The organism is Ferruginibacter profundus (assembly GCF_054783275.1).
Genome location: NZ_BAAGQW010000003.1, coordinates 353,326 through 366,377, shown reverse-complemented (window position 1 = coordinate 366,377; position 13,052 = coordinate 353,326). Strand labels below are relative to the sequence as shown.

Sequence of the window (13,052 nt, the reverse complement as noted above, 5' to 3'; positions counted from 1 at the left end):
CCATTTCGGCTCCTAATTTAGCATCAGTTTAATGAGCGTATATTAAAAGAGGATTGTTTTACTAACAATCCTCTTTTCTATTTCAATTCTAAAATTACTGCTTCCAGGTAATTCATTTTTTGTGTATGGTAGATCTGCTTAAAACCAACTTCCAGTAACTTTTCTTTATGCAACGGATTAGCATATAGCAAAGTAATTTTTCTTGGTACTATCTCAAAACTCTCCAGTATATTTTCAGCCACAGCATCCATAATTACCTCATCAAAAGGGTTAAACATAAAAATGAAATCTACATCATTAGGTATCTCAAAGTAAAAAGCATCGTTATTAATTACTTTATATTGCAGATTGGGAAACCTTTGTTTGATTATCGCAAGGTTCTTTTCTGCGGCTATGCAAAATTCTCTGGCAAAGTCTATACCACTTATTTTATTAAACCCTTTACCAGCTGCCACACACATTGCCCTTCCCTTGCCACAACCGATATCTAAAAAATGACTTTGCTCATTTATTTGTAACTGCTGAAAGATATCTTCCAGTACATCATAGCTCACCGGCATATAAATGGTGGCATGGTCAATTTCTATACCTTTTTTTTCCAGGGATCTTAACTCATCAGCGCCTGTAGTAGTAATGCCATATTTCTTTTCACCTTTGATTTCCTGGCGTAAAATATGCATTGCAATTTTTATATTCCAGTTGTAAGCCAGGTAAAAAAAGTATTTTATATAAGAGAAGGATTTTTTCATTCGGATAATCTTAAATCAATAACTTTCAACTGCAAGGTAGTGTTGCCATTCCATTCATTTTCGTCAATCGTAAACACCACGTCAACCGGCTTTTTCAATTGCAATAAATAAAACTTGGTCGCCATATTAAAGCCAATGCCTGTAAATGTAATATCATCCTGTTTTAAAACAAAGCGTATATGAAGTTCTTTTACAATTTTTGAATAGCCGGTATCGGTAACATTTGTAGCAACAAAAACAGGTCGCATATTTTCCGGACCAAAAGGTTCCATCTGGCAAACGATACTGTAAAAAGAGTTGGTAATTTCTTTAAATGAAACCGGGCTGTCGATAATAATTTCGGGTATTAGTAATTGTGATGGTATGGTAGCGCTTACCACTTCTTCAAATTTAGCTGCAAATGCGGGTATATTTTCAGGTAATAAAGACATACCGGCAGCGGCAAAATGTCCACCATAACCCAGCAGGTATTCCCGGCAGGCGTGTATAGCTTCGTATAAATTAAAGCCTGGTACACTCCGGGCACTTCCTGCAGCCACTTCACCGCTTTGTGTAAGTACAACGGTGGGCCGGTAATATTTTTCAATCATGCGGCTGGCCACAATGCCTACCACACCTTTATGCCAGTGATCTTTAAAAACTACGGTGGTTTTTTTATTGATCAGTTTTTCATCAGCGTCTATTATAGCGAGAGCCTCTTCAGTGATGCTGCTATCTGCTTCTTTACGGTCGCTGTTATCACTATGCAGCATTTCGGCAAATGCCAATGCATTGTTATATTCAGGTTCAATAAACAGTTGCACAGCCTTTCTTGCATCGTCCATTCTGCCGGCAGCATTTACCCTCGGAGCAATTACAAATACAACATTGTTTATGGATAGTTTTTTTTGAATGCCACCCAGGTGGATCAGTGCTTTTATACCCGGATTAGGGTTGCTGTTAATTTTTTGCAAGCCATAAAAAGCCATGATCCTGTTTTCTCCCGTCATAGGAACAATGTCTGCAGCAATAGCTGTGGCAACCAGGTCTAAATAGCAATAATAATGTTCTTCTTCAATATTAAAATGTTGGGCCAGAGCAGTGATGAGTTTAAAGCCCACTCCGCATCCGCATAATTCTTTGTAGGGGTAGCTACAATCTTTTTGTTTAGGATTAAGAATGGCAACAGCATCAGGTATAACGTCATCGGGTAAGTGATGATCGCAAACTATAAAATCAATGCCTGAACTTTTTGCATAGGCAATCAGTTCAACAGATTTAATACCGCAGTCTAACGAAATAATTAAGGTAAAATTATTAGCAGCAGCAAAATCAATACCCATTTTACTTACACCATAACCTTCACGATATCGGTGCGGAATATAAAAATACAATAAAGAGGGGTCGTAAATCTTATGTAAAAACTGGTACATACATGCTACGCTGGTTGTGCCATCAACATCATAGTCTCCAAATACCAAAATCTTTTCCTTTCTTTCAAATGCAGCTACAATACGTTGTACAGCTTTGTCCATATCCTTCATCAGCCAGGCATCATGTAAACCACTCAGCTGAGGCCTGAAGTAATCTCTGGCTTTTTCAAAACTGTCAATGCCTCTTTGCACCAGTATAGAACAAAGCGTTTTACTGATTTTTAGCGCTTGCTGTAAAGCGGTTGCTTTAGTTTCATCTGTGGGTAATATCTTCCAGCGTTTTTCCAATTATTAATTTATTGAGTGTTTACGATCAATACAAATACATAAACGGTTTTCATGACCATTTTATACTTAACATAGTAAAGGTGTTGATAAGGTTTAATATTTTCTATCGGTGGTATAGCGCACTAGTTGTTCTAACGCTCTCCTGGTTTCACCATCTTCAAATTCGTAGAGAATGGTTAATGCCTCATCCCGGTATTGAGTCATTTTTTCTGCAGCATATTGTATGCCCCCGGCTTCGACTACAGTATCAATAACAAACTTAACTTTTTTTGGATCTTTGTTCTCGTTTTTGATGATATAAATTAATTCCCTTCTTTTCCGGGCGTCAATTTTATTCAGGGTATATATCAGCGGTAGGGTAAGTTTTTTTTCTTTGATATCATTACCGGTAGGTTTACCAATATCTTCCTTACCATAATCAAAAAGGTCGTCCTTTATCTGAAAAGCAATACCTGCTTTTTCTCCAAACAATTTCATTTTGGCAGTAACAGCCTGGTCTTTGGTAGTGCTATATGCCCCCACTGCACAGGCTGATGATAATAAAGAAGCCGTTTTATTCCTGATGATCTCAAAATAAATATCCTCTTTCAAATTCAGTTTCCTTGATTTTTCTATTTGCAGTAATTCTCCTTCGCTCATTTGCTGTACTGCATCCGAAAGAATATGTAAATGTTCAAAATCATTATTAGAAGTTGATAATAAAAGTCCTTTGGAAAGCAGGTAATCTCCTACCAAAACAGCAATCTTATTTTTCCAGATAGCATTGATTGAAAAAAAACCGCGTCTTTCCAGTGATTCATCCACTACATCATCGTGAACCAGGGTGGCCGTATGCAATAACTCTACCAGGGCAGCTGCCCTGTAGGTACTCTCATTAATGCTGCCATGCAATCGGGCACTTAAAAAAACAAACATTGGCCGCATTTGTTTGCCTTTGCGTTTAATAATGTATTTCATTATCCTGTCCAGCAAAGGCGTACTGCTTTTTACGGCTCCGGCAAATTTTTTCTCAAAAGTCTTCAGCTCTTCTCCAATAATGTCAGTTACAAATTTCATAGAAAATGAAGGCAATATAAGCCACTAAAATCCGTCCTCAAACTATTTTATAAGTTTCGGGGGGCAAAATAATTCAAAAATAATTATACGGGTACCAATAAAAACTTTAACTTTATTGCAACGAATTGTCTGAATATGACGTCTTTAACTATTTAAATACAGTATCTTATGGGTAGTTTGGTAACTAAAATTAAATATTAAAAATTTTGGTTTATAACTCTCATTCGATATTTTTGCAGTAAAATCAACTCGTACACATTTAGAAATTTTATTAATTATTAAGTTATGACAAGCAAAAAGTACAAATTTTTATTAAGCGCTTTTATGTTCCTTGCCGTGGGTGCATTTGCCCAGGTTGGAGGAAGTGGAAGTGTTTATGATTCCTCTGTTATTCCTGCTAAAAGGATGCCGCAGCAAAACGAATTCTGGAATAAATCGTATAATTTTCCAGCTAAGCCACGTAACCAATGGGAAGTAGGTGTTTCTACCGGTATTTTCACTGTTAGTGGTGATGTTGCCGCAAAAGCTTTTACAGCACCTAATTTTGGTGTACATGTAAGAAAAGCCTTTGGTTATATTTTCTCTTTAAGGTTGCAATACATCAATACTGTTGGTAAAGGCCAAAACTGGTTGGCATCAAGCAATTTTGGTAAAAATGAGGCCTGGAATTTAAATTTACCTGCCGGTAAACGTTATTTTTCACCTGAAAGGCTTGGTACAGGCGTAATTGCTGCAACTGACCGTGCTGGTAATACCTCTGCAACATTAGACCAGGTTTATTATAACTACAAAACTAAAGTACAAGACTTAGGCCTTCAGGGAATTGTTACTTTAAATAATATCCGCTTCCACAAACAAAAAACAGGTATTGTGTTATATGGTGGTGGTGGTATCGGAGCTACTTTATATAATACTGCAGTTAATGCATTAGATGCAAATGGTAACCCTTACCGGGCTCTATTCAATGGCTTAGGAAGTGGCACATATACCAACCGTAAAGACGTGTTGAAAGCACTGAAAAACGGAATGGATAAAACCTACGAAACACCTGCTGAAAATCAGGGTTCACGTCGTCCGAAAATCGGTAAGAATACTTTAAAGCCATCTGGTACTGTATTAGCTGGTGTTGCCTTTAAATTAGGCAAGAGAGTAAATTTAGCTATTGAAGACAGGTGGACATTTACCAAAGATGATTTACTTGATGGACAGCAATGGCAGGAGCAGGCCTGGGGCGATGCTTCTTTAACTGGTGATTTTGATTCATATAACTACGCTTCAATAGGTTTAAACTTTAACTTAGGCGCTAAATCTGTAGAACCATTATGGTGGCAGAATCCATTGGATTATGCTTACGACGAGTTAATGAACCATCGCAATGTTAAGATCCCGAAACCGGAATGTCCTGATGCTGATGGTGATGGTGTTTGCGATCACTTAGACAGAGAACCAAATACTCCTGCAGGTTGCCCTGTTAACACTCATGGTGTTACAGCGGATACTGATGGTGACGGCGTTCCTGATTGTAAAGATAAAGAGTTAATTACTCCAACTTCTTGCCAGCCAGTTGATGCTGATGGTGTAGGTCATTGTCCTGATCCGGCTTGTTGCACAAGCAAAGTTGATCCACCAAAAGTTTGTCCTCAGGATTTACCAAGCCTTACTTTTAAAGGCAGCAGCATCAATTTAAATTCAGATGCTAAAGCAATGCTTTCTACAGCAGCTGCTAAATTAAAAGCAAGCCCTACTTGTACTATTACAGTTACTGGTTATTCAGGTACTTCTAAAGCCTCTCAGAACAATTGTAATAAGAGAGTAGAAGCAATCAGAAAATACCTGGTTGAAACTGGTGGTATTTCAAATGACAGGATCACAACTAATTGTGAAGTTAATCCTGGCAGTGAGAATACAGTTGATATAAAATCTAACTAATAGATTTTCAAACATTTCACTTTTTGCTCAATGATAGCCCTTCCGGTTTCGGGAGGGCTTTTTTTTGCAAACACTTGATAATTTATGGCTCATATTTGTTAGAATTGCCAACCAATGGAACATCAACTAACCGCTATTTATCAAAGTCTTAACTAGCAATTTTTGGCTGATTGTTTATTTACTGGCATTTTTGACTAAATTCCATTAATTTTGCATTCCTTTATATGAGAGTAACTAAGATTGTATTGACGGGCCTGGTTCTATTGATTATTGCAGTATCCTGTAATAATAAGTATAACAAAGTGTATAAAAGTAAAGACTATGAGTATAAGCTAAAGATGGCCGACGAGTTCTTTGCCAAAAAGAAATATAAAGTAGCACAGCAATTATACGAGGAATTGTTCCCGGTATTTAAAGGCACAGTTAAGTTTGAGGAGTTGTATTATAAGGATGCCTATTGCTTTTATTATATGAAGGATTACCTGCAGGCACAGCAATTATTCAAAGGTTTCCTGGAAGTTTTTCCTAATAGCCCTAAAGCTGAAGAAGTAGATTACCTGCATGCTTATTGTTTTTATAAGCAATCGCCAAAGCTGGAACTGGAACAGGTAAATACTACCAAGGCAATTGGAATGATGCAGACTTTTATTAATACCCACCCGGGATCGGCACGTATTAAAGAAGCTACTGAAATTATTGATAAGTGCAGGATAAAGCTTGAACAAAAGGAGTATCGTTCTGCGGAGTTGTATTACAACCTTGGGCAGTACAGGGCAGCTGCCCTTGCTTTTGGGAACCTAATGAACAATTATCCTGAGTCTCCAAGCGGCGATGAGTATAAATTAAAAATTGTTAAAGCCTGGTATAAATTTGCCAAGCTGAGTTTTGAAGATAAACAAATTGAACGTTTTGAAAAAGTGATCAGTGAATACCAGGATTTTGCAGACCGCTACCCGGAAAGCAAATTATTGAAAGAAGCTGAAAGCTATAGTAATTTAAGTCAAAATCACATTAAAGAAATAAAAAATGAGCAAACTACGTCGTCAGTTAAGCGGTAATACCAGCAGTTCGGTAGAACCTAAAAGTTTATATGATATTAAGCAAAAGACCGGTAACGTGTATGAATCTATTGCCATAATTGCAAAAAGGGCAAACCAGATCAATATCACCGTTAAAGAAGAGTTGCATAATAAACTGGAGGAATTTGCCAGCCATACCGACAGCCTGGAAGAAATTCATGAAAATAAAGAGCAGATTGAGATTTCTAAGGCTTACGAGCGTATGCCTAACCCGGCGTTATTAGCAACAACAGAATTTATGGAAGATAAAGTGTACTTCCGTAAAAATGACGAAGACCTGTTTAGCTAAGAAAAGCAATAAATTAGCAATATTATTAACAGAAGAAGTTATAATTTTAACCCGTCTCCAAAGTTGGAGACGGGATTTTTTTATGCTACAAGGAAAGAAAATTATATTAGGTGTTTCAGGCAGTATTGCTGCTTATAAAGCTGCGGTATTGGTAAGGTTACTGGTAAAGCATGGTGCAGCAGTAAAAGTAATAATGACCACTGCGGCAAAGGATTTTGTGACGCCTCTTACTTTATCTACTTTATCTAAAAATGAAGTACTCTCTGATATTGCCAATAACGATACCTGGGCCAACCATGTACTGCTTGGCCGCTGGGCCGATATAATGTTGATGGCACCATTAAGCTGCAACACACTGGCTAAAATGGCCAATGGTTTATGTGATAATCTGCTGATGGCAGTTTATCTCTCTGCCACATGCCCGGTGGTGGTAGCGCCGGCAATGGATGAAGATATGTGGCACCACCATTCTACAAAAGACAACCTGAAAAAAATAAGCTCATTTAACAACCACATCATTCCCGTGGCAAACGGGGAGTTAGCCAGTGGATTAATTGGCGAAGGGAGAATGGCAGAGCCTGAGCATATTGTTGACTGGCTAAATAGTTTTTTTTCAAATCAAGTCGAACTAAAGGGTAAAAAAATTTTAGTAACGGCCGGACCTACTTATGAAGCCCTGGACCCTGTTAGGTTCATAGGCAATCATTCTTCGGGAAAGATGGGCATTGCCTTAGCCGGGGAAATGAAAAACCGTGGAGCTGATGTTACCCTGGTATTGGGGCCGTCGTCCGTTCCGGTGCCGGAAAATATTACTGTGGTAAAGGTAAGATCGGCCGGTGAAATGTACGAAGCCTGCATAAGCCGTTTTGACAATATGGATATTGCAGTGATGAGTGCTGCTGTGGCAGATTACACCCCGGTAAATATTGCTGCCGAAAAAATAAAAAAGAACGAGGATAGTTTTACTATTGAATTAACCAAGACAAAGGATATCTTAAAATCGCTGGGCGAAAAGAAAACAGCTAAACAATTGCTGGTAGGGTTTGCGTTGGAAACCAACAATGAAAAAGCATATGCATTAAAAAAACTGCAGACTAAAAATGCCGACATGATTGTCTTGAATTCTTTAAATGACAGTGGTGCAGGATTTGGCTATGACACAAACAAAATCACTATTTTTGACAGGGAGGGGAAGGAGTATCATTTTGATACCAAATCAAAGCAGGAAGTGGCAAAAGATATTGTAAACACTATTATTAAATTACTACATGCGTAAATTGTTTTTTTTGATCCTGCTTGTTTTTATTACCGGGCTTTCGCAGGCACAGGAGTTAAGAGCTACTATTTCTATAGTAAGCAGCCAGGTAGGTAATTCGGTTAACCCGGGTGTATTTAAAACACTGCAAACGGCACTGAATAATTTTATGAATAACCGGAAATGGACCGGCGATAATTTTCTACCCAACGAAAAAATAGATTGTAATTTTTTATTGAATCTGGAAGCCACTTCAGAAACCAATGTATATAATGCCAGCTTAACTATACAGGCAGCAAGGCCCATTTTTAATACTTCATATCTTTCCCCCATCATTAATTTCAGGGATGAGAGCATTACTTTTAAGTATGTAGAATTTCAACAACTTGATTTTAATGAAAACCGTGTAACAGGTTCAGACGCACAGGCATCAAACCTTACGGCTGTATTTGCCTATTATGCTTACATGATACTGGCTTTTGACTATGATTCATTTTCGCAGCATGGCGGTGATACCTATTTTCAAAAAGCACAGAACATCGTAAACAATGCGCCTGATGGCCGGGGCATTTCGGGCTGGAAAGCTTTTGACGGTACCCGTAACCGTTACTGGCTGGTGGAGAATATGCAGAACAGCCGCTATACCATTATGCATGATGTGTATTATAATTATTACCGCCTGGGTATGGATAAATTTTATGAGGATGAAAATACTGCAAGGGCCGAAGTAATGAATGTGCTGAACCTGCTGAATAATTTTAATACTGATAATCCTAATAAAATGATCAACCAGTTTTTCTTCCAGGGAAAATCAACTGAGCTGATCAAACTTTTTTCAAAAGCACCACAACAGGATAAAGCGAGGGCATCGGAATTATTGCAGAAAATGGATGTTACCAATGCCAATAAATATAAAGATGAGCTGAAATGACGCTGAAAAACATTGTATTGCTAAGTGTTCTTTTTTTATCTTCCTGCGGAAATAAAAATGAAATACCCAAGGGGATTTTAAAACCGGCCAAAATGCAAACGGTATTGTGGGATGTTTTACGAGCAGATGCATTTACCTTTAATTTTATTACCAGGGATTCTTCTAAAAAGCCGGAGGCAGAAAATGTAAAACTGCAGCAGCAAATATTTACAGTACACAAAGTATCCAGGGATGAATTTTATAAAAGCTATGAATTTTATAAAACACACCCGGAGTTAATGCAAACCATACTGGATAGCATGATAAATAAAGCCACCCGGGATAAATTTATTGATACAAGAGGGAAAAAATTCAGGGATACACTAAAGAAAGAGTAGTAATGAATAAAGTATACAAAAACGCAACCGAAGCAATTGAAGGCATTAAAGATAATGCTGTAATCATGCTGGGAGGATTTGGCTTATGCGGAATACCTGAGAATTGCATTACAGCTTTGGTAGAAAAAAAAGTAAAAAACCTCACCTGCATCTCCAACAATGCAGGTGTAGATGATTTTGGCATTGGCCTTATGCTGCAGCAGAAGCAGGTAAAGAAAATGATCTCTTCTTACGTTGGTGAAAATGCAGAATTTGAACGGCAATTATTAAGTGGTGAACTGGAAGTGGAGCTGATACCACAAGGCACTTTAGCTACACGTTGTATGGCTGCAGGTTATGGCATGCCCGCAATTTTTACACCTGCAGGTGTGGGAACAGAAGTAGCTGAAGGAAAAGAGACCAGGATATTCAACGGCAAGGAGTATTTGATGGAGTATGCTTTTGATGCAGATTTTGCACTTATAAAGGCATGGAAGGGGGATACTGATGGTAATTTAATTTTTGCCGCCACCGCAAGAAATTTTAATCCTTTAATGGCAATGGCCGGCAAAATAACCATTGCAGAAGTTGAAGAGTTGGTTCCTGCCGGTGAGCTGGACCCCAATCATATTCATACACCGGGTATTTATGTACACCGTATTTTTAAAGGAGCGCATTATGAGAAAAGAATTGAGCAAAGAACAACAAGGCCGGCATCTTTAAACTCCTAAACTACCTGAAATGGCTTTATCAAAAGAACAAATAGCCCAACGTATTGCACAGGAATTAAAAGATGGTTACTATGTTAACCTGGGCATTGGTATACCAACATTAGTAGCTAATTATATTCCTGCAGGTATTAATGTGGTGTTGCAAAGTGAAAACGGCTTACTGGGTATGGGACCTTTTCCTGTTGCAGGGCAAGAAAATCCTGACCTTATTAATGCAGGAAAACAAACTATTACCACGGTGCCCGGCTCTGCATTTTTTGATAGTGCCATGAGTTTTGGAATGATACGTGCAGGTAAAGTTGATTTAACGGTTTTAGGCGCCATGGAGGTAAGTGAAAAGGGTGATATTGCCAACTGGAAAATTCCCGGGAAAATGGTAAAAGGAATGGGCGGTGCGATGGACCTGGTGGCCAGTGCAAAAAATATTATTGTGGCGATGATGCATACCAACCCCAAGGGAGAAAGTAAGTTGCTGCCGCAATGCAGCCTACCGCTTACGGGTAAACGCTGTGTAAAAAAAATAGTAACAGAGATAGCAGTTTTGGAAGTAACCGATAATGGTTTTAGATTATTGGAGAGAGCCCCGGGAGTAAGTGTAGAAGAAATTGTTGCTAAAACTGCCGGGAAATTAATAGTTGAAGGGGAGATAAAGGAAATGGCATTCTAAACACCCATCCAGTTAATTGCGGATTATAAATGGAAAATGAATTTTATGATCAAAGCCGGAACCAGGGATAAAGCGTTTGTAGTAAATTTATTGGTAGAAGGATTTGAAGAGAATAAAAGTGTAAATTATATTATTCCGCAGGATGACAAAAAGAAACAACGGATAAAAGCCCTGATGGAGTATTCTTTTGAAATCTGCAACAGATCCGGCGAGATATTTGTCAATGAAAACAGGTCAGCCTGCGCACTTATTGTTTACCCCGATAAAAAGAAAACCGGTTTACAATCTATAGTATTAGACATCAAATTAATACTGCAATGCATCGGTTTTACAAATATTAAAAAAGCTTTAGGCAGGGAAAAGAAAATAAATGCGTTGCATCCGGATAAAAATATTTTTTACCTGTGGTATATAACGGTTAATAAGAGTGAACAGGGAAAGGGAGCAGGTTCTCTCTTATTAGAACAAATCTGCGACTACGCAACAACTTGCAACAAGGCTATTTATTTGGAAACCTCCACCGAAAGAAATATCAGCTGGTATAAAAAAATGGGTTTTGAGTTGTATAAGGAATTAGACTTTAATTATACCTTAAGCTGTTTCAGAAAAAAATAAAAAATCCCCCCGGAATTAACCGGAGGGATAGCTGGCATGCAATCCTAGTTTGTGTTGGTATTATACTCTTGGTGCTGCGGCTAATATTTCTTCATTAGCGCCGCTGGCATATTTTTCAAAGTTTTTTACAAATTCTGCAGCAAGTTCTCTTGCTTTTTTATCAAATGCCTCGGGTGTGGGCCAGGTATTTCTGGCACTTAATATTTCTGAAGGCACATTAGGGCAGGTTTTAGGTATAGACAATTTGAACCATGGTGTGGTATCATATTCCACCGCATCCAGTTCACCTTCCAATGCCGCAGTGATCATGGCTCTTGTATAACTTAATTTCATGCGCTTGCCTATGCCATAGGGACCACCGCTCCAGCCGGTATTAACCAGCCATACTTTTACATTGTGTTCTTTCATTTTTTTACCCAGCATCTCGGCATATTGAGCAGGATGTAATGGTAAAAACGGTGCACCAAAACAGGCACTGAAAGTGGACTTAGGTTCGGTAACCCCGGCTTCGGTACCGGCAACCTTGGCTGTATAACCGCTGATGAACTGGTACATGGCCTGGCCCGGAGATAATTTGCTGATAGGTGGTAAAACACCATACGCATCGCAGGTTAAAAAGAAAATATTTTTTGGTATTTTTCCAATGGAAGGTTCTAAAGCGTTACTGATAAAATCTAACGGGTAACTAACTCTTGTATTTTCAGTTATTTTTTTACTGCTAAAATCAATTTTATTAGTGCCATCTATAAAAGTGATATTCTCAACCAATGCTCCCGGTTTGATGGCGTTATAAATTTCGGGCTCTTTTTCTTCACTCAGATCGATGGTTTTTGCATAACAGCCACCTTCAAAATTAAATACACCGTCATTGGTCCAGCCATGCTCATCATCACCAATTAATAATCGGTTAGGGTCGGCGCTTAATGTTGTTTTGCCGGTGCCGCTTAAACCAAAAAATACTGCGGTATCTCCATTTTTACCCATGTTGGCGCTACAGTGCATACTTAATACATTGTCTTTGTGTGGCAATACAAAGTTGAGCATGGTAAAAATGCCCTTTTTCATTTCGCCGGTATATCCTGTGCCACCAATTAAAATAGTTTTGTGCGTAAAGCTGAGTATGGCAAAATTTTCTGCTCTTGTACCATCTTCAGATGGGTTGGCTTTAAAACCAGGGGCCTGTATAATGTGCCATTGCGGTGCAAAATTATCCAAATCATTTTCATTGGGGCGGATGAACATATTGTAGCAAAATAAATTTGCCGAAGGTTGTTCATTAATCACCCTTAAACTCAGTTTGTATTTTTCATCGGCGCAGGCGTAACAATCACGTACCCAAATTTCTTTATCCCCTAAATATTGCAGCATTTTGGTTTTCAGCTGCAGAAAGTATTTTTCTTCAATGGCAATATTAAAATCGTTCCAGTGCACTGTATTTTCAGTGATGGCATCTTTTACGGTGAATTTGTCTTTAGGGCTGCGGCCGGTGAATTTGCCGGTGTTGATGACTAAAGCGCCGGTATCGTTTAAAACACCTTCGCCTCTTTGTATGGTTTGATGGGTTAATTCTTCAGGTGATAATTGGTAGTGTACATCCCCGGATAATTTTAAACCCAAATTGACCAAAGCCTTTTTGGGTAGGGCAATCATTGTTGGTACTGACATGGCAAGAAATTTTTTTTGGTTTAGTTTTAT

Annotated in this window: 13 protein-coding genes; 9 read left to right on the top strand and 4 right to left on the bottom strand. The window is 38.4% G+C overall.

Translation table 11 applies throughout. The features are described 5' to 3' along the window. Nucleotides 1-77: 77 nt before the first annotated feature. From ACYVM0_RS21410 to ACYVM0_RS21400, 3 genes are all read right to left on the bottom strand, one after another. A complete protein-coding gene (locus ACYVM0_RS21410) occupies nucleotides 78-749 on the bottom strand; it encodes a methyltransferase domain-containing protein (RefSeq protein ID WP_460560517.1) in 672 nt (223 codons plus the stop codon). After that, nucleotides 746-2,449 (bottom strand): single-stranded-DNA-specific exonuclease RecJ, encoded by a 1,704-nt coding sequence (gene recJ / locus ACYVM0_RS21405; protein ID WP_460560515.1) that lies wholly within the window; start codon nucleotides 2,447-2,449, stop codon nucleotides 746-748. Before recJ ends, ACYVM0_RS21410 begins: the two co-directional genes overlap by 4 nt. Nucleotides 2,450-2,542: 93 nt before the next feature. Next, nucleotides 2,543-3,505, bottom strand: a complete 963-nt coding sequence (locus tag ACYVM0_RS21400) for a polyprenyl synthetase family protein (protein ID WP_460560513.1) — start codon at nucleotides 3,503-3,505, stop codon at nucleotides 2,543-2,545. A gap of 285 nt (nucleotides 3,506-3,790) precedes the next feature. Between ACYVM0_RS21400 and ACYVM0_RS21395 the strand changes: the two genes are divergently transcribed. The 9 genes from ACYVM0_RS21395 to ACYVM0_RS21355 all read left to right on the top strand — a co-directional run bounded on the left by ACYVM0_RS21395 (nucleotide 3,791) and on the right by ACYVM0_RS21355 (nucleotide 11,357). Beyond that, on the top strand, nucleotides 3,791-5,434 hold the full coding sequence (locus ACYVM0_RS21395) for an OmpA family protein (RefSeq protein WP_460560511.1): 1,644 nt from the start codon (nucleotides 3,791-3,793) through the stop codon (nucleotides 5,432-5,434). 224 nt (nucleotides 5,435-5,658) lie between these two features. Then, nucleotides 5,659-6,492, top strand: coding sequence for an outer membrane protein assembly factor BamD (locus tag ACYVM0_RS21390; RefSeq protein ID WP_460560509.1), 834 nt, complete (start codon nucleotides 5,659-5,661; stop codon nucleotides 6,490-6,492). Next, nucleotides 6,461-6,802 carry a DNA-directed RNA polymerase subunit omega gene (locus tag ACYVM0_RS21385; RefSeq protein WP_460560507.1) on the top strand — a complete coding sequence of 114 codons (342 nt, stop codon included), beginning with the start codon at nucleotides 6,461-6,463 and terminating at the stop codon, nucleotides 6,800-6,802. Before ACYVM0_RS21390 ends, ACYVM0_RS21385 begins: the two co-directional genes overlap by 32 nt. 82 nt (nucleotides 6,803-6,884) lie before the next feature. After that, nucleotides 6,885-8,078, top strand: a complete 1,194-nt coding sequence (gene coaBC / locus ACYVM0_RS21380; RefSeq protein ID WP_460560505.1) for a bifunctional phosphopantothenoylcysteine decarboxylase/phosphopantothenate synthase — start codon at nucleotides 6,885-6,887, stop codon at nucleotides 8,076-8,078. After that, on the top strand, nucleotides 8,071-8,988 hold the full coding sequence (gene porD, locus ACYVM0_RS21375) for a DUF4835 family protein (RefSeq protein ID WP_460560503.1): 918 nt from the start codon (nucleotides 8,071-8,073) through the stop codon (nucleotides 8,986-8,988). The genes coaBC and porD overlap by 8 nt, the downstream gene beginning before the upstream one ends. After that, a complete protein-coding gene (locus tag ACYVM0_RS21370; protein ID WP_460560501.1) occupies nucleotides 8,985-9,365 on the top strand; it encodes a DUF4296 domain-containing protein in 381 nt (126 codons plus the stop codon). The genes porD and ACYVM0_RS21370 overlap by 4 nt, the downstream gene beginning before the upstream one ends. A 2-nt stretch (nucleotides 9,366-9,367) precedes the next feature. Next, on the top strand, nucleotides 9,368-10,075 hold the full coding sequence (locus ACYVM0_RS21365) for a CoA transferase subunit A (protein ID WP_460560499.1): 708 nt from the start codon (nucleotides 9,368-9,370) through the stop codon (nucleotides 10,073-10,075). 10 nt (nucleotides 10,076-10,085) lie between these two features. Next, nucleotides 10,086-10,742 carry a CoA transferase subunit B gene (locus ACYVM0_RS21360; protein WP_460560497.1) on the top strand — a complete coding sequence of 219 codons (657 nt, stop codon included), beginning with the start codon at nucleotides 10,086-10,088 and terminating at the stop codon, nucleotides 10,740-10,742. Between the two features lie 45 nt (nucleotides 10,743-10,787). Continuing rightward, nucleotides 10,788-11,357: a GNAT family N-acetyltransferase gene (locus tag ACYVM0_RS21355; protein ID WP_460560495.1), complete on the top strand. Its 570-nt coding sequence runs from the start codon at nucleotides 10,788-10,790 to the stop codon at nucleotides 11,355-11,357. Between the two features lie 60 nt (nucleotides 11,358-11,417). Here the strand turns inward: ACYVM0_RS21355 and pckA are convergent, their stop codons facing one another. Continuing rightward, the gene (pckA, locus tag ACYVM0_RS21350; RefSeq protein WP_460560493.1) at nucleotides 11,418-13,022 is read right to left on the bottom strand and encodes a phosphoenolpyruvate carboxykinase (ATP); all 1,605 of its coding nucleotides are present in this window, start codon (nucleotides 13,020-13,022) and stop codon (nucleotides 11,418-11,420) included. Nucleotides 13,023-13,052: the final 30 nt, after the last annotated feature.